General features: G+C 64.7%; 18 protein-coding genes and 1 other RNA gene. 11 read left to right on the forward strand and 8 right to left on the reverse strand.

From position 1 onward, the window contains the following. From FFY45_RS21980 to FFY45_RS15310, 4 genes are all read left to right on the forward strand, one after another. Positions 1–196, forward strand: a 196-nt coding sequence (locus tag FFY45_RS21980; RefSeq protein WP_217902602.1) for a hypothetical protein, incomplete at its 5' end; no start/stop codon positions are given. A 104-nt stretch (positions 197–300) separates the two neighbouring features. Further along, positions 301–1,116: a bifunctional DNA-formamidopyrimidine glycosylase/DNA-(apurinic or apyrimidinic site) lyase gene (gene mutM, locus FFY45_RS15300; RefSeq protein WP_176341079.1), complete on the forward strand. Its 816-nt coding sequence runs from the start codon at positions 301–303 to the stop codon at positions 1,114–1,116. A gap of 190 nt (positions 1,117–1,306) precedes the next feature. Next, positions 1,307–2,410, forward strand: a complete 1,104-nt coding sequence (locus FFY45_RS15305) for a DUF4380 domain-containing protein (protein WP_176341080.1) — start codon at positions 1,307–1,309, stop codon at positions 2,408–2,410. A 67-nt stretch (positions 2,411–2,477) separates the two neighbouring features. Continuing rightward, the gene (locus FFY45_RS15310) at positions 2,478–4,079 is read left to right on the forward strand and encodes an OpgD/OpgG family glucan biosynthesis protein (RefSeq protein WP_217902603.1); all 1,602 of its coding nucleotides are present in this window, start codon (positions 2,478–2,480) and stop codon (positions 4,077–4,079) included. A gap of 155 nt (positions 4,080–4,234) precedes the next feature. On the opposite strand, the gene FFY45_RS15315 is transcribed toward FFY45_RS15310, so the two are convergent. Continuing rightward, positions 4,235–5,479: a GAF domain-containing sensor histidine kinase gene (locus FFY45_RS15315; protein WP_176341082.1), complete on the reverse strand. Its 1,245-nt coding sequence runs from the start codon at positions 5,477–5,479 to the stop codon at positions 4,235–4,237. Positions 5,480–5,940: 461 nt separating this feature from the next. After that, complete coding sequence (locus FFY45_RS15320) at positions 5,941–6,576, reverse strand: thymidine kinase (protein WP_104551568.1); 636 nt, start codon at positions 6,574–6,576, stop codon at positions 5,941–5,943. A gap of 114 nt (positions 6,577–6,690) precedes the next feature. On the opposite strand from FFY45_RS15320, the gene FFY45_RS15325 reads away from it, so the two are divergent. Both FFY45_RS15325 and FFY45_RS15330 read left to right on the forward strand, forming a co-directional pair. Beyond that, positions 6,691–8,667, forward strand: coding sequence for a UvrD-helicase domain-containing protein (locus tag FFY45_RS15325; protein WP_176341083.1), 1,977 nt, complete (start codon positions 6,691–6,693; stop codon positions 8,665–8,667). A 62-nt stretch (positions 8,668–8,729) separates the two neighbouring features. After that, positions 8,730–9,278, forward strand: a complete 549-nt coding sequence (locus tag FFY45_RS15330; protein ID WP_176341084.1) for a GNAT family N-acetyltransferase — start codon at positions 8,730–8,732, stop codon at positions 9,276–9,278. A gap of 43 nt (positions 9,279–9,321) precedes the next feature. On the opposite strand, the gene FFY45_RS15335 is transcribed toward FFY45_RS15330, so the two are convergent. Continuing rightward, positions 9,322–9,397, reverse strand: a non-coding RNA gene (locus FFY45_RS15335) — sX9 sRNA. A gap of 77 nt (positions 9,398–9,474) precedes the next feature. On the opposite strand from FFY45_RS15335, the gene FFY45_RS15340 reads away from it, so the two are divergent. Further along, a complete protein-coding gene (locus FFY45_RS15340) occupies positions 9,475–10,509 on the forward strand; it encodes a DUF4272 domain-containing protein (protein ID WP_176341085.1) in 1,035 nt (344 codons plus the stop codon). Between the two features lie 134 nt (positions 10,510–10,643). On the opposite strand, the gene FFY45_RS15345 is transcribed toward FFY45_RS15340, so the two are convergent. Next, entirely contained in the window at positions 10,644–11,312 is a 669-nt protein-coding gene (locus FFY45_RS15345; protein ID WP_176341086.1) for a YceH family protein, read from the reverse strand. Between the two features lie 127 nt (positions 11,313–11,439). On the opposite strand from FFY45_RS15345, the gene FFY45_RS15350 reads away from it, so the two are divergent. After that, positions 11,440–12,405, forward strand: a complete 966-nt coding sequence (locus tag FFY45_RS15350) for a 5'-nucleotidase, lipoprotein e(P4) family (RefSeq protein ID WP_176341133.1) — start codon at positions 11,440–11,442, stop codon at positions 12,403–12,405. Then, positions 12,402–13,133 (forward strand): orotidine-5'-phosphate decarboxylase, encoded by a 732-nt coding sequence (gene pyrF, locus FFY45_RS15355; protein ID WP_176341087.1) that lies wholly within the window; start codon positions 12,402–12,404, stop codon positions 13,131–13,133. Before FFY45_RS15350 ends, pyrF begins: the two co-directional genes overlap by 4 nt. A gap of 240 nt (positions 13,134–13,373) precedes the next feature. On the opposite strand, the gene FFY45_RS15360 is transcribed toward pyrF, so the two are convergent. The 4 genes from FFY45_RS15360 to FFY45_RS15375 all read right to left on the reverse strand — a co-directional run bounded on the left by FFY45_RS15360 (position 13,374) and on the right by FFY45_RS15375 (position 22,697). Continuing rightward, entirely contained in the window at positions 13,374–14,894 is a 1,521-nt protein-coding gene (locus FFY45_RS15360) for a tryptophan halogenase family protein (protein WP_176341088.1), read from the reverse strand. A gap of 230 nt (positions 14,895–15,124) precedes the next feature. Beyond that, positions 15,125–18,157 carry a TonB-dependent receptor domain-containing protein gene (locus tag FFY45_RS15365; RefSeq protein ID WP_176341089.1) on the reverse strand — a complete coding sequence of 1,011 codons (3,033 nt, stop codon included), beginning with the start codon at positions 18,155–18,157 and terminating at the stop codon, positions 15,125–15,127. 323 nt (positions 18,158–18,480) lie between these two features. Continuing rightward, positions 18,481–21,510 (reverse strand): TonB-dependent receptor, encoded by a 3,030-nt coding sequence (locus FFY45_RS15370; RefSeq protein WP_176341090.1) that lies wholly within the window; start codon positions 21,508–21,510, stop codon positions 18,481–18,483. Positions 21,511–21,644: 134 nt separating this feature from the next. Beyond that, positions 21,645–22,697, reverse strand: coding sequence for a LacI family DNA-binding transcriptional regulator (locus FFY45_RS15375; RefSeq protein WP_176341091.1), 1,053 nt, complete (start codon positions 22,695–22,697; stop codon positions 21,645–21,647). A gap of 409 nt (positions 22,698–23,106) precedes the next feature. On the opposite strand from FFY45_RS15375, the gene FFY45_RS15380 reads away from it, so the two are divergent. After that, entirely contained in the window at positions 23,107–24,090 is a 984-nt protein-coding gene (locus FFY45_RS15380; RefSeq protein WP_176341092.1) for a hypothetical protein, read from the forward strand. Then, positions 24,090–26,759, forward strand: a complete 2,670-nt coding sequence (gene plsB / locus FFY45_RS15385) for a glycerol-3-phosphate 1-O-acyltransferase PlsB (protein WP_074056348.1) — start codon at positions 24,090–24,092, stop codon at positions 26,757–26,759. Before FFY45_RS15380 ends, plsB begins: the two co-directional genes overlap by 1 nt. The last annotated feature ends 110 nt before the right edge of the window (positions 26,760–26,869 follow it).

Genomic DNA, 26,869 nt, shown 5'->3' on the forward strand with positions numbered 1-26,869 from the left:
TTTACCCGAAACCCTCAGTCCAACAGGACTGGGGGTTTCTTTTTGCATGGAATTCGGCGCGATAGTCAGAGGCCGAGGCCGGGAACCGAAAATTGACAAGAAGGCGCCGGGAAAATCTGCAAATGTCGCTCTGATCCCAGCTGCGTTTGAACACCCGCGAAGCGGTTCTGGACGAAAACCGCGTCAAGCATACTGACGTCCAAGCGTGGATCTGGCTAATACGAGATTTGGGTTTATCTCGCTCCGCCACCATATCCATCACGTCGGCAACATCGCCGGCCTCGCCTATTGGATATCTGCATGCCTGAGCTTCCCGAAGTGGAAACCACCTTGCGCGGCCTGGCCCCGCATCTGGTTGACCAACGGATTCATGGCGTCATCCTGCGACGACCGGATCTGCGCTGGCCCATTCCCGAGCAGATCGAGCAGCTGCTTCCTGGCGCCACCATTACCAACGTACGACGTCGCGCCAAGTATCTGTTGATCGATACCGATGCTGGCGGCAGTGCGCTGCTGCATCTTGGAATGTCCGGAAGTCTGCGCGTGTTGCCTGGCGATACATTGCCGCGTGCGCACGATCATGTGGATATCAGTTTGGAAAATGGACGCGTGCTGCGCTTCAACGATCCGCGCCGATTCGGCTGCCTGCTGTGGCAATCTGATACGCAGGTTCACGAGTTGCTTGCTGCACTTGGTCCCGAACCATTATCGGATGCATTTACTGGCGATTATCTGCATGCACTGGCGCGTGGACGTCGGGCCGCGGTGAAAACCTTTCTGATGGATCAAGCGGTCGTTGTCGGCGTGGGGAATATTTACGCTGCCGAAAGCCTGCATCGCGCGGGAATCAGCCCCCTGCGAGAGGCTGGAAAAGTATCGTTGGACCGCTACCGGCGCTTGGCTACAGCGGTCAAAGACATTCTGGGATATGCGATCCAGCGCGGAGGTACGACGTTGCGTGATTTCATTAGCCCGGACGGTGCGCCTGGTTACTTCGAGCAGGAACTCACGGTGTATGGGCGTGAGGGGGAGGCCTGCAAGCAATGTGGACGTTTGTTGAAACACGCCACCATCGGACAACGCGCGACGGTGTGGTGCGGCAGTTGCCAGCGTTGACAGCTGGCTAGGTCACACGCGCTGATCGAAACAACAGTAGCCAGTTCTGGATCAGCGAAGGCATCTGGCGAGCAGCCTCGAGGTAAATGCAAAGGCAAAGAGCGTGCTCAGAACCGCAATCACCGATGGCTCGCTGGTGCGTGGCTCTGCATCGCGCCACAATCGTTGCGTCCTGCGCTTGGAGTTGTACATGCCTGCATTATTGCGTCGCTTCGTGCCGCTCATTGCTGTTGGTGCATTTACGTTGCAGCCTGCAGCAAGTGTGTGTGCCGCGGAGCTTGCGTCCAGCCCCAAGGCCGCAATCGAGCGCATCCAGTTGCATAACGAGGTCATCGAGCTCAGTGCCACGCCTGCGCTCGGTGGGCGAGTGCTGTCCTTCAATTTGCGTGGACACCCCAACGTGTTGAAGACGGGCATCGCCGTAGACCAGCAACCTGCGCCGGAGGTCTCTGCCATTGCAGGCGATATCCCATATCTGGGCCACGATGTCTGGGTGGGGCCGCAGAGTCAGTGGTGGCTGCATCAACAGCTCAACCCCGCACGTAAAGCCGCAGCTGCAGTGTGGCCGCCGGATCCGTATCTGTCGTTGGCAACTACACGCACGGTTACACTCAGTGGCGATCAACTGATCCTGGAAGGCGTACCCAGTCCGGTCACCGGTGTACAACTACGCAAGCGTGTTGCGCTCTCATCCACGCGTGCCGATACCGTGGAGGTGGAGGCCACTGCACGCAATATCCGCAAACAGCCTATCGCTTGGGATCTGTGGTTCAACACGCGGGTTGCAGCCAGTACGCGTGTCTTCGTCCCGGTGGCCAACGCGGCTGATATCCGCGTTCAACCGCCGACAGAGGCTGGCACGACTGCGCCGACGTATCGCCATCACGAGGGCGTCTTCGTGCTGAGTGCCGATACACGGCAGGACGGGCTGACCCAGCGCGGCAAGCTGTTGCTGCAGCCTTCGGCTGGCTGGATGGCGGGTTTTGCAGGTGGTCAGGTGCTGTTGATCCGCTTCGCGCATCAGCCAAAGGCGGCCATCCATCCAGAGCAAGGGCAGGTGGAGTTGTATCTGGATGCGCCGCCACAGCATCCTGCGCAAGGGCTACTGGAAATGGAGGTGCATGCGCCGTATCGGCAGCTTGCGCCGGGTGCGCAAATGCAGGCGAAAGAGCAATGGACCTTGCTGCGCTATACCGGGCCGGATGAGCAGCAGGCACAGCGACAGTTCCTGTGCAGCAAGGCGAAAGAGCTGGGGCTGAGAAACGCGTGCGCGTCTTCGTCAGCGGCGCCCTGAGCGTCGCATTCACGTGCACGCCGGGCTGTGGCTATGATGTCGCCATTCCCTGATCAGACCGATGCGCATGCAACGACGCCACTTCCTGAAAAATGCCGCTGCCGCTTTGGCCGCGCTCGGTTTGCCGGCGTTGCCGCAATGGGCGTTGGCGGCCAAGGCGGTAGGACTGCGTCGGTTGGGGCAGCCGCAGCCGTTCGACTATGCCTGGCTGAAGGGTCAGGCGCGTGCGCTGGCCAAGGCGCCGTACAAAAGCCACAAGCAGGTGCTGCCGGGACCGTTGGAGGCGTTGAACTGGGATCAGTACCAGTCGATCCGCTATCGGCAGGATCACGCGCTGTGGGCCGATGGCAATGGCAAGTTTCAGGCGAAGTTCTTCCACCTGGGGCTGTACTTCCATACCCCGGTGCACATCTACGACATCGTCGATGGCAAGGCGCAGCAGCTGGCCTATGACCCGGCTGCGTTCGATTACGGCAGCAGCGGGCTGGGCGGCAAGCAGTTGCCTAAAGACCTGGGGTTTGCAGGATTTCGTCTGAACACGCGCAAGGACACCGACCGCGATTTTTCGGCGTTTCTGGGCGCCAGCTATTTCCGTGCGGTAGGCAAGGAAGGCCAGTACGGGCAGTCGGCGCGTGGCTTGGCGATCGATACCGGAACGGGCGGGCCGGAGGAGTTTCCGGATTTCATCGCCTATTACCTGGAGCAGCCGGCGGACGATTCGGACACTGTGGTGGTGTACGGGTTGTTGGACTCGCCTAGCGTTGCCGGTGCGTATCGGTTTGCCATCACCAATGGCGAGGTGCTGGTGATGGATATCGACAGCGCGCTGTATCCGCGCACGGCCATCGAGCGGCTCGGCATCGGCCCGTGCACCAGCATGTACCAGGTGGGCGAAAACGACAGCCGGATGGATTGGGACTGGCGCCCGGAGATCCACGACACCGACGGGTTGGCGATGTGGACCGGCGGCGGCGAATGGATCTGGCGGCCGTTGTGCAACCCACCGCAGCTGCGCTTCAACATGTTTGTCGACGAGAACCCGCGCGGGTTTGGGCTGCTGCAGCGCGATCGCAACTTCGACCATTACCAGGACGATGGCGTGTTCTACGAGAAGCGCCCGTGTCTGTGGGTCGAGCCAAAGAGCGGTTGGGGCAAGGGCTCGGTGCAACTGGTCGAGATTCCGACCGTGGACGAGACCTTCGACAACATCGTGGCGTTCTGGAATCCGCAGGCCAAGCCGCAGCCGGGGCAGGAACTGCTGATGGGATATCGCCTGTATTGGGGCGCGCACCCGCCGGCCAGCTCGCCGTTGGCGCATTGCGTGGCCACACGCACCGGCCTGGGCGGCATCGTCGGGCAGAAGCGCAGCCATTTCTCGTGGCGGTTTGCGGTGGATTTCGCGGGTGGCGACCTGGCTGCATTGGTCAAGGATTCCAAGACCAAGGTCGAGGCCATCATCCAGGTGTCGCGCGGAACTACCGAGATCGTATCGGCGCGTCCGCTGCATGAACTCAAAGGCTATCGGGCGATGTTCGACTTTGTGCCGCCAGATGACAGCACCCAGCAGATCGATATCCGTCTGTTCCTGCGCGCCAACGGCAAGCCGCTGACCGAAACCTGGCTGTACCAATGGACGCCGCCGCCGGCGAGCGAGCGCAAGATTTACTAGGGCGCAGGCGCGTCGCGCAGCCATGCTGCGCGACTGATAAGTGGCACCATCGTCAGTGACTTACGAACAGCGTGATGCCAGACCGCCGATTTTGAATATCGACCGCGGCCGCGTGACAGCCGCGCAGTATTGATGCACCGCCAACGCGACCCGGCTCAGGCCGAGGTCGCGCTGTTGACCAGTTGCATGCGTGCACGCGGGCGCACGCAGGCCAGCTCTACACGGAAACAGGTGCCATCCTTGCCGCTGGTGATGCGCAGTTCGCCTTGATGGGCCTGGGCGATCTGGGCGGCCATATGCAGACCCAGATCGACTTCCGGCAATGCCCGTCCGGGGGTGTGTACATGGGTGGAGGCTTGCAGCACATCGAGCCGGCGCGGATCGATGCCGTCCAGATTGCAGACTTCGATGCGCAGGCGGCCGTTCTCGGTCACTGCAACCGCCTTGATCAGCGAACTCTGCTGACCCTGCACCACCGCGTTGATCATCAGGCTGCCGAACATCTGCGCCAGGCGCACGGCATCGCCATGTACCGGTTCGTCGATGGCCACATGCGTGGACAGCACTTGGTTGGGGTACGCGGCGCGGGTTTCGTCGACCACTTGCGAGAGCGCGTCGAGCAGGTCGCTGCCGTTGCCGTAGTCCAGCTGCAGCCAGTCGCGTTCGATGCCACGCGCGAAATCGCTGGCGAAGTCGATCAGCTCTTCCATGCGCCGCAGGCTGCGCTGCATCGAGCGTAGCGAGGCGCCCTGACGCTGGTTGAGCGGGTCGATGAATAGCGCGTCCACCACGGCGTGCATCGATTGCAGCGGGTTGCGCAGGTCGTGCCCAAGGATGCCGATGAACTCTTCGCGCAGGCGCGCCGATGCGCCGATGCGCCCCAGTTCGCTGCGTGCCCGCAGCGATTCCTGTGCGCTCTCTTCGGCACGCTGTTCGGCCTGGATCTGCGCGGCCAGCAGTTGCGCCAGCAGCTCGACCTTTTCCACCAACGGCGCATCCATGACACGCGGCAGCGGGTCCAGCGCGCACAAGGTGCCGAACACGCTGCCGTCGTCGAACTTGATCGGCACCGAGACATAGCTTTCGAAGCCATAGAGCCGCGGCGTGGGGTGGTCGCGGAAAACCGGGTGCTCGGAGGCATGGCCGAACCACAACGCGTTGCCCTGGGTGCGCACGCTGTCGCAGAAGGTGGTGACCAGGGGCAGCTCGTCGCCAGGCGTCAGACCAAAGGACAGGTCGTCGCGCACCTGGCAGGTCACCCAGCGCGTATCGGTCACGCGCGCGACGGCGGCGAACCCCATGCCGGTCAAACGAGTAAGGATGGTCAGCACATCGGGGACCGACGATAGCCGGCCAACACGCGCGATATCTGCACGTAATTCGGGAGGAAGCGGACCCATGTATTGCCTCCCGACAAATGGATGGTCGCAAGCTTACAGGACTGTGGTTGAGCTTGGTTGCATGTAGATCGCTGCAACGCTGGGCAAACGATACGCTGGTTGGTGAGGCGCAGATATACAGCGGCGATTGAATGCCTGCCTGGGTTTAGCGTCGCATCACAAGCGCATAGCGAGCCAGATGATTAACGGCGGTTCGGCTGAATTCTTCAGTGAGCCATCACTGCGCGCTACCCGCTGACAGCGGGGAAATATCGGGGCGTGGTGCCCCGACTCATCACTCATGGAGGCTGCCATCGATGCGTTGGCCAAGGGTCAGTCGGTAGGCAATGGCTCCGGTATGCGATGCCACCGTCGTCGGCCGATTTGTCGATGACAGCCCGCACAGGGGATCGGCATCGCCCGCTGTATGAGCGGCATTCCAGCACCGCGCTACGCCGCTGGCAGAATGATGCGGTGGAGCGTTACGTCCCCGCAGGCGGCAACGGCAGTGCAATCTGCAGCGGGTCGATGCGGCCTTCGCCACGCATGATCTTCTTGAACTCGGCACGGCTGACTGACACGTAGCGCTCGTTGCCGCCGATCTCCACCTGCGGGCCGTCCTGCACCGCATGCCCTTGCGCGTCCACGCGCACGGTCATGGTGGCCTTGCTGCCGCTGTGGCAGATGGTCTTGATCTCGTCCAGTTCGTCGGCCCAGGCCAGCAGGAACTGGCTGCCCTCGAACAACTCGCCGCGGAAGTCGGTGCGCAGGCCGTAGCACAGCACCGGCACGCGCAGGCGGTCGACCACCTCGCTCAACTGCCAGACCTGCGCACGGTTGAGGAACTGCGCCTCGTCGACCAGCACGCAATGCAGCGCACCCTCGGCCTGGATGTCGCGCTCGATGAGCTGCTGCAACTCGGTATCCCGATCGAAGGTGCGCCCGTCCGCGCGCAGGCCGATCCGCGAGGCCACCACGCCGCTGCCGGCGCGGTGATCGAGCTTGGGCGTGAGGATCAACGTGCGCATACCGCGTTCGCGGTAGTTGTGCGCGGACTGCAGCAAGGTGGTGGTCTTGCCGGCATTCATTGCCGAATAGTAGAAATAGAGCTTGGCCATTGGTGGATTTTACCGGGCCGCGCGGCATGCGGTAATGGCTGGGCAGCATGAACCGGCACCGCCGGCTCGCCGGACGCGGCGCCGGTACAATGGCCCGCTCTGTTGGAAGCCTCTATGCACGGTCTCAATCCCCCGCAAAGCGCCGCAGTGCTGCACTGCGAAGGTCCCTTGTTGGTGCTGGCCGGTGCCGGCAGCGGCAAGACGCGCGTGATCGTGGAGAAGATCGCGCATCTGATCGCCATTGGCCGCTATCCGGCCAAGCGCATCGCCGCGATCACCTTCACCAACAAATCCGCCAAGGAAATGCGCGAGCGTGTGGCCAAGCGCATCCGTGGCGACGGCGCCGAGGGGCTGACCATCTGCACCTTCCACGCGCTGGGGCTGAAGTTCCTGCAGATCGAGCACGCCGCTGCCGGTTTGAAGCGCGGCTTTTCGATCTTCGATTCCGACGATGCCGCCGCGCAGATCAAGGACCTGATGCATGGCGCCAAGCCCGATGCGATCGAGGACGCCAAGAATCTGATCTCGCGGGCCAAGAACGCCGGCATGTCGCCCGAACAGGCGATGGCCGCGGCGCGCAGCAATCGCGAAAAGGAAGCCGCCAGCCTGTACGAGCGCTACCAGGCGCGGCTGACCACCTTCAACGCGGTGGACTTCGACGATCTGATCCGCCTGCCGGTGCAGATTCTGGAGGGCAACGAAGAGATCGTGATGGGCTGGCGCGAGCGCATCGGCTACCTGCTGGTGGACGAGTGCCAGGACACCAACGATGCGCAATACCGGCTGCTGAAGATGCTGGCCGGGCCGCGCGGCAACTTCACCTGCGTGGGCGACGACGACCAGAGCATTTACGCCTGGCGCGGCGCCAATCCGGAAAATCTGCAGCAGATGGGGCGCGATTATCCAGCGCTGGAAATCATCAAGCTGGAACAGAACTACCGCTGCTCCAATCGTGTGCTGCGCGCTGCCAACGCCTTGATCGCGCACAACCCGCACGAGCATTTGAAGACGCTGTGGAGCGACCAGGCTGACGGTGAGCGCATTCGGGTGTGGGAATGCCGCGACAGCGAGCACGAGGCCGAAAAGGTCGCCGCCGAGATCTCGTTTCTGGGCACCGCCAAGCAGGTGCCGTGGAGTGATTTCTGCATCCTGTTCCGCGGCAATTTTCAATCGCGGCCGCTGGAAAAGGCGCTCCAGTTGCTGCGCGTGCCGTATCACCTGACCGGTGGCACCGCGTTTTTGGAGCGGCAGGAAGTCAAGGACGTGTTGTCGTGGCTGCGGCTGATCGTCAATCCTGAAGATGACGCGGCGTTCCTGCGCGCAGTGCAGTCGCCCAAGCGCGAAGTCGGTGCGACCTCGCTGGCGCGGTTGGCCGAGCTGGCCAGTGCCAAGTCGGTGCCGATGTCGCGCGCGGCCGAGTCGATGGGCGCGCTGCAGCACTTGCCGCCGCGTGCGGCCAATGGCCTGAGTGCGTTCACCGATATCCTGCGCGATATGCGCGAGCATTCGGCCTCAATGCCGGCCGGCGAATTGGTGCGCACCCTGGCCGAAAAATCCGGCCTGCTCAACGACCTGCGCAACCAGTCCAAGGACGAAACCGGCTTCCAGCGCCGCAAGCGCAATCTGGACGAATTGGCCGAGTGGTTTGAAGGCGGCCCGCGTGGCGCAAGCGCCAGCGATCTGGCCGCGCAGCTGGCGTTGTTGTCGCGCAACGATAAGGACGATGGCGGCAACCAGGTGCGCATGATGACCATGCACGCGTCCAAGGGCCTGGAATTCCGCTATGTGTTCATCGTCGGCTGCGAAGACGGCGTGCTGCCGCACGAAGTGAGCCTGGAAGAAGGCAATCTGCAGGAAGAGCGTCGTCTGCTGTACGTGGGCATCACCCGCGCCAAGGAGCAGCTGTGGATGAGCCACAGCAAGCTGACGCGCAAGTTCGGCGAGCATGTGCGGCTCAAGCCGAGCCGGTTCCTCGACGAGATTCCGGCCGAAGAACTGCAGCGCGACGGCGCCGACCCGGTGGCCGATGCCGAGCGCAAGAAAGAGCGCGCCAGTGCGGGGTTGGCGGCGATCCAGGCGTTGTTCGACTAGCGGTTGTTGCGCATGCGCAGGCTTGCCAGCGACAGGCCTGCACGGCAGTCTGGTTTTTCCCGATGCCGGAGTGCGCCGTGACTGTTGTGATCGAAACCGCTCGTTTGCGCCTGCGCACGCTCGATCCCGAGCGCGATGCCGATGCGATATTGGTATTGGTCAATGACCCCGGTTTTATTGCGGGCATCAACGATCGCGGCGTACGCACGCGCGAGCAGGCGCGCGATCATCTGCGTGAATGGGCGCAAGCGCATCAGGAGACACACGGCTTCGCACACTGGGCGGTGGAGACGCGCGAGGGCGCGTTTGCAGGCACCTTGGGTCTGCTATGCCGCGATACCTTGCCGGTGCCGCATATCGGCTTCGCACTACTGCCTGCCTACCGAGGCAAGGGCTATGTGACCGAGGCCGGGCGCGCGGTGCTGACGTATGCACGCGATGTGCTGGAGTTGTCGCAGCTGTGCGCGATAGTGTCGCCGGACAATGCCGACTCGATCCGTGCGTTGGAAAAACTCGGATTGCAGCGGCAAGGCCTGCGAGAGCTAAGCCAGGAATCCGATCCGGTGGTCTATTACACGATCGATCTCGGCCCCGCCGGCATGGACAGCTGAGCGTGCCTCCGGCACCCTGCCGGCTTATCGCACGGCCAAAAGTGGCTAACAAAACCTGGCGAGTGTTCGTCAGCTCGGCGCGGACGGCGCCGAGCAACCGCAGTGTACGAGGGGTACATGAGGCACCGAACACCGATGACATCTGCCTGATGGTGAGCGCGGTAGTTTTGTTCGTCACCCCAACAAGGACACCCGCATGCCATTGCTGGTCAACGCCTATTCCACCCTGCGCGACCCCGTGTGGCCGGATTTTCTGCCGCGTACCGCCGTGCAGCACCGCGATCACGCCGATCCGGAACTGGCGACGCATCTGCATGGCTTTGTCGGCTACGTGAATCAGGCCGGCGATGGCCAGATGACCCAGGCGCGCTATCACCTGATGCGGCATGTGCAGCGGGTGCGTCAGCACTTCACCTTCGAGGTCGACGACACGGCTTTCGGGGAATTGGCGCAGTGGGCCGAGCAGGCCAATGCGGTGTGTTTTCTGGCCGACGGCAGCGTGCGCGACCCGCACGGGCGGGTGCTGATCAGCCAGGGCGAGCCGGCGATCGACGATGAGGCGCAGGTGCCGTATCCGCCGGATGCGTGGGAGCGGCGTGCGCAGCAACTGGCCCGGCTGACCGCGCAAGGCATCCGCGTGCCGCCCAGCTTGCCGCCGGTGCCCGGCGAGGCCGAAGCGCGGGTGCGCGATGCCGCAGCGGTGACGCAGCGCATGCTGGCGTTGTTTGCGGTGGCCTTGCGCGCGGAGATGCTGGCCGCCGGCGATACGCCACCGTCGTTGGAAGACATGGAGGCCCGTCTGCCCGGCGTGGCGGCGGCACTGTCGCCGCAGGAGCGCGCCTTTTTTGCCCAACCCGCGCCGGAGCCCCAGCAGCTCGCCAACTTCGGCTGGCGCTACGAGAGCCTGGCCGTGCTGCAGTGGGCCCTGGGGCTGGCCGACGCGCTGCCGGAGCCAACCGACCTGTGCGATGTGCCCTCGGCTGCCCAGCGCGCGCTGGAACATGCCGAAGCCGCGACGCGGCCGTCGCTGACGCTACGGCCGGTGCCCGAACTGCTGGATGCGCTGGACCGGCACTTGCGCCTGCACTGGGCGGTGCGCCAGGCCGGCCAGACCCAGCAACCGCCACCGGCCGGCATCGTGCCCGGCGTGGTCTACGAGCGTCATTACACCCTCAACTGGTTGCTGCACTTCGAAGACGCCGACTGGGACGAGGTGGATACGCCGACCTAAGCGGGTGGCCGCAACGTGCGCCATCACCATTCGGCAAGGACGTCGTCTGTCGGCCTGGCCCGCCGTTGCGCGGATAGCGATCCGATGATGGGCGGCGAAGTGAAGTGGACATCTCCAACAGGGGAACAGCGCCCTCAGGCGCCAGCAGCCTCCAGGCGTGCCTGCACCGCAGCCAGCGCATCCTGCAGTTCGGCGACGGTGGCTTCCAGGCTGTGCACGCGCGCTTCCAGCTCGCTGTTGTCGGCGCTGCTGCGCGAACTCGGTGCGGCACGCGCGGCCGCAGCCTGCAGTGCTTCCACATCCAGCTCGCCACTGAGCAGATGCGCATAGCGCTCCTCGCGCTGGCCACTGGCACGCGGCAGTTGCACGGCCAGGTTGCGCTGGATCAACCGGTCCAGATGGTGGCGCACGTCGTCGGCATCGTTGAAACGCACCAGCCGCTCGCTGCGTGCATACAACTCGCCCAGCGTCTGCGGGCCGCGCAACAGCAGCAGGCCGATCACGGCCACTTGTTGCCGGGTCAGATCCAGCACGCTGCCCAGCCGGTGTTCGTAGCGCTCGGCGCGCGAGGAAAACTGCTGGCGTACCAGGCCCAGCGTTTCCAACTGGCGCAAGGCGTGATGCACCACGCCGGTCTGCAGATTCAGCACCGGCTCGCGCGCGGTCTTCTGGTTGGCGGCCACCTGCGCGGCGTTGACCGTGAGCGGATACGCATCCGGCGTGGTCGCCTCTTTTTCGATCAGGCAGCCGAGCACGCGGGCCTGGGCGGTATCGAGGACGGGCGGGGTAGGTGCGTCTGTCATGGGTGACTCCGGGGGCGATCAGCCCGCAAGCATACCGATCCTGCTCGCGGGCGCTGCCAGCAGTGCGATGGAAGCGTCGGCACACGAACCCGCTAAAATCGCCGACTTCATTGCCGCTCCTGTTCTGGTGGATGCCATGCGCCCCTCGTTTTACGCACCGTTGTCCCTGCTCGCCTGCACCGTGCTGGCCTTGAGCGCCTGCAAGCCCGGCGACAAGGAGCTGGCCCAGCTCGCCCAGGATGCCGCCGTGTCCGCCAATGCGGCCGCCAGCGCCGCTGCCACCAAGACCGCCACGCAGCCCGCAGCCCCCACCGCACCGGCCGGCGACGACAACCTCAACGCAGTGCTGTGGATGCAGCGTTCGGAGGAGTACCGCGCCGTGGCCGAGCAGACCTACCGCGCCGCCGCCGACAAGCTGGACGCCGCGCTCAAGCAGCCCAACTGGGACGCGCTGGTGCCCGAAGAACGCGGCAATGCCGCCACCGGCCTGAAGCCGGCGGTGGTGCTTGATGTGGACGAGACGGTGCTGGACAACTCGCCCTACCAGGCGCGCCTGCTGCGCGACGGCAAGGAATACGACGAGCTGAGCTGGGACCAGTGGGTGGCCGAGAAGAAGGCCACCGCGATCCCGGGCGTGGTGGATTTCGCCAAGGCCGCCAACGCCCGCGGCATCACCCTGATCTATATCTCCAACCGCGCCGTGCACCTCAAGGACGCCACGCTGGCCAACCTGCGCAGCGTCGGGCTGCCAGTGGCCGATGACAGCGTGTTTCTGGGCCTGGGCACGGTGGTCCAGGGCTGCGAACAGAATGGCAGCGAGAAAAACTGCCGCCGCCAGCTTGCCGGGCAGAAGTACCGCGTGTTGATGCAGTTCGGCGACCAGCTGGGCGACTTTGTGCAGGTCAGCGCCAACACCAGCCAGGCGCGTGGTGCATTGCTGCAGCAGTACCACGACTGGTTCGGCGAGCGCTGGTGGATGCTGCCCAACCCCAGCTACGGCGGCTGGGAGCCGGCGCAGTTCAACAACGACTTCAGCCAGCCCTGGCAGCAGCGCCACGACGCCAAGCGCGCCGCGCTGGAGGTGGCCCGATGAGCCGCGCACCGTTGCCGCTGGCCGCGCACGAGCGGCTGATCTTCGCGCTGGATGTGCCCAGCCATGACGAGGCGATCGCCTGGGTCGACCGCCTCGGCGAGTCGGTGTCTTTCTACAAGATCGGCATGGAGCTGCTGGCCTCCGGCGAGTATTTCCACGTGCTCGATGCGCTGGCTAAGCGCGAAAAACGCGTGTTCGTCGACCTGAAGTTCTTCGACATCCCCGCCACCGTGGCCGGCACCATCCGCCGCCTGGCGCAGTGGCCGGTGAGCTATTGCACCGTGCACGGCTGGCACGCCGGCATGCTGCAGGCCGCCGCCGAGGCCAACCACGGCGACATGCGCCTGCTGGCAGTGACGGTGCTGACCTCGATGGGCCGGCCGGACCTAGTCGCGATGGGCATCGACCGCGAACCGGTGGACGTGGTGGTGGAGCGCGCGCTGGCCGCCCAGGCCGCCGGCATCGATGGAGTGATCGCCTCCGGCCAGGAAGCCGGCCCGATCCGCAGCGCCACTGGCCCGGCCTTTTCGATCGTCTGCCCCGGCATCCGCCCCGGCGGCCCGGTCGGCGACGACCAGCAGCGCACCGTGGGCGTAGCGCAGGCGTTCACCGATGGCGCCGATGCCATCGTTGTCGGCCGCCCGATTCGCCTGGCTGCCGATCCGGCGGCGGCGGCGAATGCGATCCAGGCTGAGATTCGTACGGCATTGGGGCAGCGCCAGGTGTAGTGGGGGGCGCTTGATGGCATCTGCTGGCTAATAAAATCAATAAGTTAATTCGGTAGAATTAAAGTGTTGCTTTAACGTTAAAGCCTGCGTACGATGCCCCTCGTCCGATGTCAGTCGGAAGCTGTGCCACTCATTGTCCACCGGGCTTGTCCCGGTTTTCGAAGGGATCGGGCCTTGTGCCCGATCCTTTTTTTTGCCCGCCGATCGGCGCGTGCGGAGACTGCGGCGTCGAACAATCGCTCAACGCGGCGCCGCCGCCTTGCAGTAGCGGTCGATGAACTGCTGGTGGGTCGGCATGGCGTCCACGCAATGGCCGATGGTTTGCGCGATGCTGGCCAGGAAGCGTTCGGCGTCATGGTCGGGCACCTGATCCACCAGCGGGTGGTAGCCCTGCGGCAGCACGCCCTGGCCCATCATCACCTGCACCCAGCTGATCTCGGCAAACATTTCCTCGGCATTGCGGTAGAAGCGCCCGCTGTCGCGGAACAGGTCCAGGGTGAACTGCAGCTCCGGGGTGATCTGCATGGTGCGGCAGTGGCGCCAGAACGCGCTGTCGTCGCGTTCGGTGGCGTGGTAATGCAGCACCAGGAAATCGCGGATGCGGTCGAACTCGAACGCCAGCCGGTCGTTGTAGCGCTGCACCAGCACCGGGCTGATGCCCTCGCGCGGAAATAACTCCAGCAGCCTGGAAATGCCGGCCTGGATCAGATGGATGCTGGTCGATTCCAGTGGCTCCAGAAAGCCGCTCGCCAGGCCCAGCGCCACCACATTGCGGTTCCAGAACTGCTTGCGCCGCCCGGTGGTGAAGCGCAGCGGGCGTGGGTCGGCCAGCGCTTTGCCATCCAGGTTGGCGAGCAGCGTGGAGGCGGCTTCGTCGTCGCTGATGTGCGCGCTGGAATACACATAGCCGTTGCCGGTGCGGTGCTGCAGCGGAATGCGCCACTGCCAGCCGGCCGCGCGCGCGGTAGAGCGCGTGTACGGCGTGGGCGGGCCGACGTTTTCGCACGGCACCGCCAGTGCGCGATCGCAGGGCAGCCAATGGGTGAAGTCGTGATAACCGGTGTGCAGCGCTTCTTCGATCAATAGACCGCGAAAGCCGGAGCAATCGATAAACAGCTCGCCGCTGACCACTTGCCCGGACGCCAATTGCAGCGATTGCACGTGGCCGGTGTCCGCATGCAGCTGCACCTGTTGGACCAGGCCTTCGATGCGGGTGACGCCACGCTGTTCGGCATAGCCGCGCAGAAAGCGCGCGTAGTGCGAGGCATCAAAGTGATACGCGTAGGCGATATTGGCCAGCGGCGAGTTGGCCGGCACATCGCCGGCCGAGGTCATGAACTTGCCGCGCACGGCGGCCACGGTATTGAGCGTGTACGCGCCTAGCGGTTGCGCCTTGCCGCGCAAGTGTTGCTTGATCCAGTACTGATGGAACGGCAGCAGCCCGAGCGGATGCCCGATTTGGGTGCCGAAGCCGTGGATGTACGAGGTGCCGGGCCGCTGCCAGTCGACGAACTCGATACCGAGCTTGAAGCTGCCCTGGGTCTGTCGCACGAACTCGGCCTCATCGATGCCGAGCAGATTGTTGAAGGCTTTGATGTGCGGCACGGTGGCCTCGCCGACGCCCACGGTGCCGAGCTGTTCGGATTCGATCAGCTGCACGTTGAAGCCAGGGCCAAGCACGCGCGCGAAGGCGGCGGCCGCCATCCAGCCGGCGGTGCCACCACCGACGATGACGATGTTGCGAAGCGGAGCGGGGATCATGGAGGTCCGGTCCTCAAAAGAAATAAAGCCACTCACAAAACGTCTGCGCGCACTACCTGAGGGTTGCAGCCGGTGCGACATGCAGCACCATTTGCACGTGTTGACGCACCCATCTGACAACTGCTCAATACGTTTTGTCAGCTGCTCCATAAGCTGATAAGCGAACGGGGCCAATCGGCCCCGTTCGAATCACGCGCATCCAAGCGTATGCGCGTGCAGGTTACGTTGGATCAGAACTTTGCGCCCACCTCGAAGATCACGCTGCGTGGCACGTAGCTGATCTCGCCGTTGTTGACGAAGGTGATATCCGGGTCAAGCCGTCCGTTGCTGCCGAAGCTGTTGTATTCGTACTGGGTGAAGTTCTTGAAGTCGAACGCGTTGAGCACGTTGACCCGAGCGGTCAGCTTGAAGTCGCCAGCCACGGTGAAGTCCTTGGTGGCCTGCAGATCGACGGTGCGATAACCCCAGATCTTGCCGCCGAGCAGGAACTTGCCGTTGCCCGGCGGGACGACGCCGACCTGCTGGCAAGTGCCGCCATCGGGATCGGTGAAGCCGTAGCAGGCAATCGTGTTGATCGGCTCCGGCGTGGCCAACACCAGCTTGGCGCCGAAGGTGACGCCCCACGGACCATCCAGCGAGCCGGAAGCCACGAAGCGATGCGCAGAGGCCGCATCGGACTTCACGAACGGGTAGTCGCGGATGGTGGCCTTGTCGAATGCAAACGGCTCGTCGATGTTGCGGTTCTGGCGCGCGCTGGTGTGGGTATAGGCCAGGTTCAAGCCCCAACCCGATTCCTTGGTGTAGGGTTTTTCGGCCGACAGCAAGACCTGGCTGCTGCGCTGCTCCAGACCGTTGTCGCCGATGATGGTATTGCGATAGCCAGGCACCGGCTCGCCCCACGGCACGCCACCGTTGGCATCGAAATACGCGCCGTTCGGATAGCGGTTGACCAGGCTCATCACCAGGCCGTCGTAAGACAAAATGCGCTGGAAGGTGACATCGGTCAGCCAGTCGCCGACCTGGTTGCTGATGCCGATGCTGTACTGGTCGCTGTACGGGGTCTTGAGCTTGTTCTTGAACATGAAAAGCTCGGAGCTGTCGTTGGTGCCATCGATCGTATTGAGCTGATCGATACCGTTGAGAAACGCCGGATTCCATGGGGCGCAGACACGGTCGTCGCGGAAGCAGCCCTGGCCGCTGGCGGCATCGCTGAAGTACACCACCACCGGTGACAGCGCGGCCTTGACCGATTCCAGCGCCAGCTGCTCGAACAGATTGCGGTCGTAGGAACGACCTGCACCGCCGTGGATCACCGCCGCCTCATCGCCGAACAGGTCGTACGAGAAACCCAGACGCGGCGCCCAGGCGTCCTTGAAGTTCTTGCGGTTGTTGCCGGTGCTGATGTAATCGGCCACGTTGACGCCGCTTGGCAGCAGGCGGTTGGCCCACGGCTGACCGGGGTTGGCCGGGTCGTCGGAATACAGCGCATCCACGAACGGCTGCGAGGTCACGAAGTCCGTATAGGCCGGGGTGTCTTCATAGTCGTAGCGCACGCCGATGTTGATCATCAACTTGTCGGTGGCGGCCCAGTCGTCCTGCAGATAGATGCCGTACTGCTTGGACGGCGATTCGACCACCGGCAGCTGGCCGGGATTGTCGAACGCGCGGATATAGCGCACCTGGAACGGCACCGGCGCCACGCCGTTCTGGCCGACTTCGTAGCTGAATTGCGGATTGAGCGAGCTGGATTCGCGCGAGGTCAGCTTGATGTCGCGGTAGGTCACGCCGGTCTTGATGGTGTGCTCGCCGTGCCACTCCAGCGCATTGAAGGTCAGGTCGTTCTGGAACGACCAGCCCTTCTGGCTGCGCAGTTTGAAGTCTTCGCCGCTGGCGGCGCCGGTATTGAGAAACACCCACTGGCGCGGGTCGGCCTGGGTGCGATCGATGTAGGTGTAGATCGAACCATTGCCCACGCCGCGCGGCGTCGGCAGATTGCGCGAATCCTCGGTGGTGAGGATGGCTTCGTTGAACCAGCCATCGGCACTGTGCTGCCAACGCAGGCTGGTGCGCTTGTCCTTGTTGACCTTGTCCACGGCGCGATCGGGCGCGTTCTGGCCGCCCACGTTGCTGACCTGGGTTTCGTCGCGGTACTGCGTGGCCAATTCGATACGATCGTTGTCGGTCGGTTCGAAGTCGATCTTGCCGAAGTACAGGTCCTCGCTGAACGGCATGTTCGACGCGCCGTATTGATCGCGCAGGTTCGACGGCAACAGCCCGATGAAGGGCGTCGCTTCGGCGCTGGGCTGCACGCTCTTGGGCGCGACGTTGTCCTTGCCTTCGTAGGCGAAGAAGAAATGCATGCGGTCCTGGATCAGCGGTCCGCCGATCGCAAACCCGTATTCCTTGGTCTGCGAATCGACCTTGCCGTCGGCTTCGTCCGGGCGCTCTTTACGCAGGTCCTGATTGGTGAAGCGGTAGAACGCCTCGCCGTGGAACTCGTTGGTGCCGGACTTGGTTGCCGCAGTGATGGCCGCGCCGCTGATCTGGCCGTACTCGGCCTTGTAGTTGGAGGTAATGACCTTGTATTCGCCGATCGCCAACTGCGGGAACGGATTGCCCTGGGTCTCGTCCTGGCCGGCAATGCCGCCGCCGGAGACGTAGCTCTTCTGGCTCACGCCATCGATGTACAGATTGCTGGAGCTGGCGTTGGACGCACCGCCACGCAACTTGGTGTTGCCGTCCTGGTCGATGGTGAACACCATGCCCGGCACAGTGTCGGCAAATTCCAGGAAGTTGCGCGTGGCCTGCGGCAGCTGCTGGATCTGGCGCAACGACACGGTGTTGCCCACTTCCGAAGTTTTCACGTCGCGAATCATCGGCGCGCTGACCGTCACCGTGTCCAGCGTGGTCGCATCGCCGGCCGGCGCTGCCGCCGCCTCCGTGCCGAGATCGACAGTGGCGCTGGAGGCCACCGACAGGGTCACCGTGCGGCTGGCGCCGTTGGATTCGACCTTGTAGGTGCCCGGCTGCAAACCGACGATGGTGTAGTTGCCGTTGGCATTGACCGGTGCGCGTCGCACCGAGCCGGTGGCGAGGTTGGTGACGACGACCTCGCTGCCGCTTTGCGCGGACGCGACCTGGCCGCGCAACGTGGCGTTGCTGGACTGGGCCATGGCCGGGGTGGTGGCGAACAACGAGGCAGCCAGGGCGCAGCACAACAGGCTACGTGCGGGCAGGGTGGAGACGGTGCGGTGATTCTTCATGACTTTCCCCCTCCCAGGGGTAAAGCGCGAACCAGTGAAGTGACTGGCGCGTCAGGTTAGTGCTTGGTGTGGACGGAACGGGTACAGCGGCAACAGACAGCAGAGACTGCAAACACAACAAAAAACGATCGCGAAGGAAGCGTGTTGCCTACAGCATCGCTCGCATCAAGCAACGCGCTGCGTGGACACACTGCCGATAAGCAAACTGCATGAAACCTGCAGGCGGCCCCTCCCCAGTGCAATGGGGCCGTGCAGTGATCGACGACGGGTTTGGCAACCAACGGCATCCGGCACCGAGGCACCGGGCGCCGTCCAGCCAGCCGTTACCAGATGATGCGGGCGCTCATGAACAAGGTGCGGGGCGGGGTGGACATCGCCCCGTACTGGTTGATGCTCACGCGCGGGTCGTAAATGCCGGCACTGCCCCAGTCGATGCTGTACTGATCGTAGTTGCGGAAGTTCAGCGCATTGATCAAATCGCCGCGCACCTGCACGGTCACCGCATCGGTGATGTGCATGTCCTTGGACAACGACAGATCCAGCTGGCGGGTGCCGAAGATGTCGCCGCCGGCGATGAACTTGCCGCCGGGCGCATCCACCGAGACCACGCGGATATTGTCTGAATTCGGGCCGCCGTACTGATCGAACGAGATCGCCTCGTTGCGCGGCGGCACTGTGGCCAGGGTCAGCTTGGCCGAGCCGCTGATGCCCCAGAACAGGTCGTAGATGCCGGTGAGCACCAGGCGGTGACGCGGCACCGCATTGAGGTCCAGGAACGGGTAGTCGGCGATGGTGGCCGCATCGAAGCCGTAGCGATCGTCGTTGCCGCGATTGCCGCGTGCACGCGAGAAGGTATACGCCGCGGTCAGGCCCCAGCCGCTTTCCTGCGTATAGGCCTTGTCCGCCGACAGCAGCAGCTGGCCGGTCTTGGTCTCCACGCCGTTGTTGCCGATGATCAGGTTGCCGAAGCCCCTGGGCGTCTGTCCGAATGCCTGGCCGCCGTTCTGGAAGAAATCGCCGTTGGCATAGCGGTTGCCCAGGGTGAAGATGAAACCGTCCTTGCTGTGGATATACGACACCGTCGCCGAGGTGTTCCAGTCGCCCAGCTGGGTACGCAGGCCCAGCGAATACTGGTCCGCATACGGCGTTTTCAGATCGTTGTTGAGCAGATTGATCTCGCCGTTGCGCACCCGCGCATCGACCAGGTTGCCTAGGCTGTCCGGGTTGCTCAGAAAGGCCGGATCGAAGGCGGTGCAGGTACCCGGCGCCGGGACGCAGTTGGTGGGCCCGGCAAAGCGGATCGTGTACTGCGCCAGCGCGGATTTGATCTGCTCCAGGCCCATCACGTCGAACAGGTTGCGGTCGTAGCTGCGGCCGGCACCGCCAAACAGCACCAGCGACTCGTCGCCACGGAAATCGTAGGAAAAGCCCAGCCGCGGCGCGAAGTTGTTGTTGTCCTGTTTGCGATTGCGGCCGTTGCTGATGTAGTCGTTGATGTTCACCCCGCCCTTGGCGAGCTGCTCGGCGTAGGTGGCACTCACCGCCGGATCGGTGCCGGGGCCGTTCAAGGCCGCCACCACTTCCGGCGGGGTCACGTTGTCCAGGTACGAGGGAATCTTTTCGCCATCCCAGCGCACGCCGAGGTTCAACTGCAGCTTGTCGTTGACGTCCCAATCGTCCTGGATGTACAGGCCCAGCTGCTTGCTGGTGGTGGTCACCGACGGCGCGGCACCGGCGAACGGCAGATTGAAGCGCACCTGATAGGGCGTGGGCGCAGTGCCGACGCCATCGCCCACTGCGTAATAGAACGACGGGTTGGCCGCGGAGTTTTCGCTCTGGGTCAGCTCCACTTCCTTGTACTTCACGCCCATCTTGATGACGTGGTTGCCGTGCCATTCGAGGTTGTTGAAGGTCAGATCGTTCTGGAAGCTGGGGCCTTTCTGGCCCTTGCGCTGGATCGCCAGGCCGCTGGTGGCGCCGTCGTTGAGCAGCACGTCGTCTTCGGCGATGCCGCGCGTGTACACGGTCTGGCTGCCCAGGGTGTAGGCGGTGGGATTGAACAACACGTCTTCATAGGACACGCGCGCTTCGTTCACGTAGCGCTCGCCGTAATGCTGCCAGCGCAGGTCGAAGCGTTTTTCGGTATTGAGATTGATCTTGGAGGCGATCGCGGTGGTCTGGTCGCCGACGCTGTCGCGGCTTTCTTCGTCGCGGTACTTGCCGGTGAGCTCCAAACGATCGTTCTCGCCGATGTCCCAGTCCACCTTGCCGAAGTACAGGTCTTCGTTGAACGGACGGGTCACCGAGCCGAGCCGGCTCTGTACGCCGGCCGGCAGGTCATCGGCGAAGGTGCTGAAACGATCCGGCACGGCCACCGGGTTGGCCGAGACCTCGAAGCCCTTGCCTTCGTAGCTGAAGAAGAAATGCGCCTTGTCCTGCACGATCGGCCCGCTCAGCGCAAAACCGTATTCGTCCTGGTGGGTCTTGCGCTTGTTGCCGTCGGCATTGGGTGCGCCGGCGCGCTCATCGGCCTGGCGCGCACGGAAATCGGTATTGCTGGTGCGCCCGAAGATCTCGCCGTGGAATTCATTGCCGCCTGACTTGGTCGAGGCAACGATCGCCGCCGAACCCACCTGGTCGAACTCGGCCTTGTAGTTGGAGGTGATGACCTTGTACTCGCCGATCGCCAGCTGCGGGAACGGATTGCCCGCGCTCTGCTCCTGGCCGGACACGCCGCCGAACAGGTAGCTCTTCTGGCCAACGCCGTCGATGTAGACGTTCACCGCCGAGCTGCCCTGCGCGCCGCCGCGGATCTGGCTGTTGCCGTTGGAGTTGGTCTCGAACTGCATGCCCGGCACGGTGTCGGCGAACTCCAGGAAGTTGCGCGTCAGCTGCGGCACGGTGCTGATCTGCTTCAGCGACACGTTGGTGCCCACTTCAGAGGTCTTGACCTCCTGCAGCGTGGTGGCGGTGACCTGCACCGCGTCCAGCGTCGTCGCATCGCCGGCAGGTGCGGCTGCCGCCGCGCCGCCCAGGTTCAAGGTGACCGACGAGGCCACCGACAAGGTCACGGTCTGCTCGCTGCCGGGGCCGGCGTCCACCTTGTAGGTGCCCGGAGGCAGGCCGACCAGCGCGTAGCTACCGTCGGCGCCGGTGGGCACGCGTCGGACGGCGCCGTTGGCGACATTGGTCGCGGTCACGGTGGTGCCGGCCTGTGCCGAGGCGACCTGGCCGCGCAACGTCGCGTTGCTGGACTGGGCCATGGCTGGCGTGCTGGCCAGCAACGAGGCGGCCAGGGCGCAGCACAACAGGCTGCGCGCCGGCAGGGTGGAGACAGTGCGGTAATGCTTCATGACTTTCCCCCTCCCAGGGGTAAAGCGCGAACCAGCGGAGTGGCTGGCGCGTCGGTATTACGTAAAGCGGGACAGCTGGCAACAACTGCGGGGACTGCAAGCAACACAAGCTCAGCAAAGCGCGGTGGCGCGTCTCAGGTAGGAGGCGCAGCACGCGGCGCGCTGGAAGCGCGCACGATTAATTCGGGAACCATCTCGGAGAACGCCGGCGGTGCGGCATCGGTGGGCGGTGCAGGTGCATCGACCAGTTGCTGACCCAGCAACAATTGCAATGCACGCGCGCCCAGCCCGGCGATATCGACCCGCATGGTGGTCAGCGCCGGCAGCACGTAGCGCGCCATCGGCACGTCGTCGAAGCCGGCCAGCGCGATGTCCTGCGGCACCTTCAGCCCGGCATGGCCGAGCGCGAACAGGCAGCCCAGCGCCATCATGTCGTTGGCCGCGAACACCGCATCCGGGCGTGTGTCCTGCGCCAGCGTCTGGCCGGCGCGGTAGCCGGATTCTTCATCGAAGTTGCCCGGCAGCACCCACGGCTGCGCATCGGCATCCAGCGCCAGTTCGTCGCGATAGCCGCGCAGACGTTCATGCGCGTCGAAGTTGTCGGCCGGCCCGGCGATGAAGGCGATGCGGCGATGGCCGCTGTCGCGCAGATGCCGCGTCATCAACCGCGCGCCGCCGTAGTTGTCCACGTTGAGCACCGGGCGCTGGCTGGCCGTGCCGGCGCAGTTGAGCAGCACTGCCGGCAGGCCGCCGGGCAACGCGTCTTCGTGCACGCCGGAGTCGCCCAGCGAGGGCGACATCACCACCACCCCGTCCACGCGCCCGGGCAGGCGTTCCAGCGCCTTGCGCTGCGCCTGCGGGTCGCCATGCGAGCTGGACACCAGCAGGTGATAGCCCTGCTCGCGTGCGACCTGGTCGATGCCGCGGATCAATTCGGAAAAGAATTCGCCATGCAGATCCGGCAACACCACGCCGATGGTGTGGGTGCGACGGCTGCTCAAGCTGCGCGCGGCGTGATGCGGGATGTAGTGCAGCGCACGGGCGACCTGCAACACGCGTTCGCGTACCGACTCGGCCACGTGCTGATGCCCGTTCATGGTGCGCGAGACCGTGGCCACCGACACCTGCGCTTCGCGCGCGACATCCTTGATGGTGACGCTACCGCCTTCGGACCTTGGTCGACTCATGCTCTCGCACTCCCCAAAACAACGCGCCTGGCGCCGCGCGCCGGGTCAGGGCGCATGGTCCGCTGGCGCAGAACATTCGTGCCACACATGCACATGGATGACATCGGCCCCGACCGATGGCGATCTCAGAACGAGATGGCGCGCACGCTAGCAGGAACTGCAAGCGCTTACATGATGCGCTGCAGCATTGCAGCAAACGCAGGCAGCACAAGGGCTCGCAGCAGATGCCTGGACAAGTTTGTCCGGAGAAGACAACAGCGGTCAATGTCGGACACTGGACGACAACATGCCTGGAACTACGAAAATCTAACGTTTTCCCACCGTACCCCAGCGCACGGTTGTCGCGCGCCTTGCCGCCAACGCATTCAGACAGCAAGATGCGCCGATCGACCAGGGGAACATCGTGCGCATGTCGCTATCCACCGTCCGCGCCGGCCGGTTCCAGTCCATCGCGTGGGTGCTGCTGGCAGCGCTATGCGCCAGCAGTTGCCAGCGCAGCGACACTGCCGCTGCCTTGCCCGGCGCCACCGCCGAGCCGGCAGCGGCGATGCAGTCGATGACCATGCCATTGCGTCGCAACGATCTGGTTGCCTATGCGCGGATCCGGGTCACGCCTGCGCAGTACACCCAGCTGGAAGCGGCCTGGCGCAGCGGTGCCAGCCGCTGGCCACTGACCGAGCTGCCGCTGCCCAATGAGGTGGGCAACCTGCTCGGCACGCTGTCCGCGCCCGGTGCCGAACGCCAGCTGCAACAGGCCTTCGATGCGCAACTGGCCGGGCAGGCGCAGGGCATCCGCCAGGCCGCGCAGTCGCTGGGCCAGTTCGGTGTGCAATACCTGCGCAGCCGCAACGACTACCAGCCCGAGCAGCGCGCGCATTACGTGCAACTGGTCGACGCCTTGAGCGCCTGGGCCGCGACCGCGCCGCTGGCCGATCGCGCCCGTGCCAAGGCCAGCATCACCGACCTGGTGACCGCCGCCCGCGCCACCGGCATCGGCTCGGACGCCGATCTGCAGCGCTTGGGGATGGAAGAGAGCCTGCGCCGGCTGGGGCCGTTCTGGGCAGCGGCCAAGCAGGTGCTGGAGCGCTACGGCCTGTCGCTGGACAGCAGCCTGGATGCGCTGCGCACCGGCTTGATCAAACAGGAGGGCGAGCGCGCCCAGGTGCGGCTGCGCTATCCCCTGGCTGCGCATGACATCGACCTCACCATCGCCCTGCTCAAGCGCGAAGGCCACTGGTACCCGCAGCAGACCCAGGACGAGGTGCAGGCGCTACTCAGCGCCGCGCCGGCCGCGCCCCTACCCGACGCCGCTGCAGCGCCCGACACCCCGCCGGCCGCGCCCGCCCCGCCCGCCCCGCCCGCCGCCACCGGGCAACGCCCGGCTGGGCGATAATGACCGTGATGCCAGAACAGAATCCCCTGCCGTTCCCGGACGGCCAGCCCGCCCCGCCCAGCGCTGCCGCCGCCGATCTCGGTGCCACGGCCGCAGCATTGCCGACGGCCGTACCGGTTCCGCCGGACGCCGCGCCGTCGATCGCGCCGGCCGTCGCCGCCGCCCGTAACGCCAAACGTCCGTGGTGGGCGCGCCTGCTCGGCCGGCTGGCCGACCCGTGGCTGAGCCTGACCATCGAACCGGATCAACCGAGCCGCTACGACGACGGCACGCCGGTGGTCTACGTGCTGGAGGACTACGGCCTGTCCAGCGCCCTGATCCTGGACAAGGCCTGCCGCGAAGCCGGGCTGCCCTCGCCACTGGTGCCGCTGCCGGGCGACCCGCTGCAGCGCAAGCGCGCCTACCTGGCGCTGTCGCGGCGCAGCAGCAGCAATTCGTTGATCCCCGAGCAGCGCGGCGGCAAGACCCATTCCGACTCGCTGGCCAAGTTGCTGCAGGCGCACCGCGTGCGCGACGACCTGGACGTGCATCTGGTGCCGGTGTCGATCTTCGTCGGCCGCGCGCCCGACAAGCAGAGCGGCTGGTTCGCGGTGCTGTTCTCGGAAAACTGGGCGCTGGTGGGCCGCTTCCGCCGCCTGCTGGCGGTGCTGCTCAACGGCCGCACCACCATCGTGCGCTTCGCCCCGCCGATCTCGCTGCGCCAGACCATGGCCGAGGGCCTGCCGCCCGAGCGCACCCTGCGCAAATTGCAGCGCGTGCTGCGCACCCATTTCCGGCGTATCCGCGAGGCGGTGATCGGGCCGGATCTGTCCACCCGCCGCCTGCTGGTGGACCAGGTGCTGGCCGCCGACTCGGTGCGCGAGGCCATCGCCACCCAGGCCAGGCGCGACAACTCCAAGCCGGTGGATGCCTGGCGCAAGGCGCATGCCTACGCCTGGGAAATCGCCGCCGACTATTCCAGCCCGGTGGTGCGTTCGGCCAGCTTCCTGCTCACCCACGTGTGGAACCGCATCTATGCCGGTGTGCTGGTGCATCACCTGGACAAGCTCAAACAGGCCGCGCCCGGGCACGAAGTGGTCTACGTGCCCAGCCACCGCAGCCATATGGATTACCTGCTGCTGAGCTACCTGCTGTACGAACGCGGCATCGTGCCGCCGCATATCGTGGCCGGCATCAATCTCAATCTGCCGGTGGTCGGCACGCTGCTGCGCAAGGGCGGCGCGTTCTTCATCCGCCGCAGCATCCGCGGCAACGCGCTGTATTCGGCGGTGCTCAGCGAATACGTCGCGCAGCTGGTGGCCGGCGGCTATTCGATCGAATACTTCGTCGAAGGCGGGCGCTCGCGCACCGGGCGTCTGCTGCAGCCCAAGGGCGGCATGATCGCCATGACGCTGCGCGCGTATCTGCGCCAGCCGCGCAAACCGGTGCTGTTCCAGCCGGTCTACATCGGCTATGAAAAGCTGATGGAAGGCAACAGCTATCTGGACGAGCTCACCGGCCGGCCCAAGGAAAAGGAATCCATCTGGGGCCTGCTGTGGTCGATCCCGAAGGTGCTCAAGCAGAACTACGGCCAGGTGGTGGTGAACTTCGGCGAGCCGATCGCGCTCAACGACGTGTTGGCCAAGCACGCCCCGGAGTGGGATGGCCAACCCCTGCCCGACGATGAAAAACCCAGCTGGCTCGCGCCGGCGGTGGACACGCTGTCCACCCAGATCCAGACCCGCATCAACTGCGCCGCCGACGTCAATCCGATCAACCTGCTCGCGCTGGCGCTGCTGTCCACGCCAAAGCACGCGATGGGCGAGGCCGACCTGATCGCGCAGATCGAGTTGTGCAAGAAGCTGCTGGCGGAGATGCCGTATTCGGACCGCGTCACCGTCACCCCGCACACCCCGGCGCGCATCATCACCCACGCCGAAGAGATCAACGTGCTCACGCGTGTGTCGCATCCGCTGGGCGATGTGCTCAGCGTCAGCGGCGACACCGCGGTGTTGCTGAGCTACTTCCGCAACAACGTGCTGCATTTGTTTACCGCATCGTCGTGGGTGGCGTGCTGCTTCCAGAACAACCGCCGCATGAGCCGTGCCGGCCTGCTGCGGCTGGGCCGCACCGTGTACCCGTTCCTGCAGGCGGAGTTGTTCCTGCCGTGGAGCGAAGACCGTTTCGCCGAACGCATCGAACAGACCATCGACATGTTCGTGCGCGAAGGCCTGTTGCTCAACGTCGCCGACGACGATGGCGGCGTGCTGACCCGCAACACCGGGCAGACCGACGAAGTGTTCCGCCTGCGTGCGATCGGGCATTCGCTACAGCAGGCGTTCGAGCGCTATTACATCGCCATCTCGGTGCTGGTGAAGAACGGCCCCGGCGTGCTCGGTGCCGGTGAACTGGAAAGCCTGTGCCAACAGGCCGCGCAACGCCTGAGCCTGTTGTACGCCCCGGCCGCCCCGGAGTTCTTCGACAAGACCCTGTTCCGCAGCTTCATCCAGAAACTGCGCGAATTGCGCTTGGTGTGGCCGGACGAAAACAGCAAGCTGGTGTTCGACGAGCGGCTGGATGCGTGGGCCAAGGATGCCAAGTTCATCCTGGGCCGCGAGCTGCGGCACACGATCGAGCGGGTCAGCCCGGAAGCGGCAAAGCCGGATGTGGTGTCGCCGCCGGCTGAGTAAGGCGGCGGTGCAACCGCCATCGTCTCCCTGCAGTACGTGAGGGTGAGCCAATGGCAGGGCACGTAGGTAGGCGCAGACGCGCAAGACGCTTCCCTTCTCCCTCCGGGAGA

Source organism: Xanthomonas hortorum (assembly GCF_011305375.1).
Lineage (GTDB): Bacteria > Pseudomonadota > Gammaproteobacteria > Xanthomonadales > Xanthomonadaceae > Xanthomonas > Xanthomonas hortorum_E.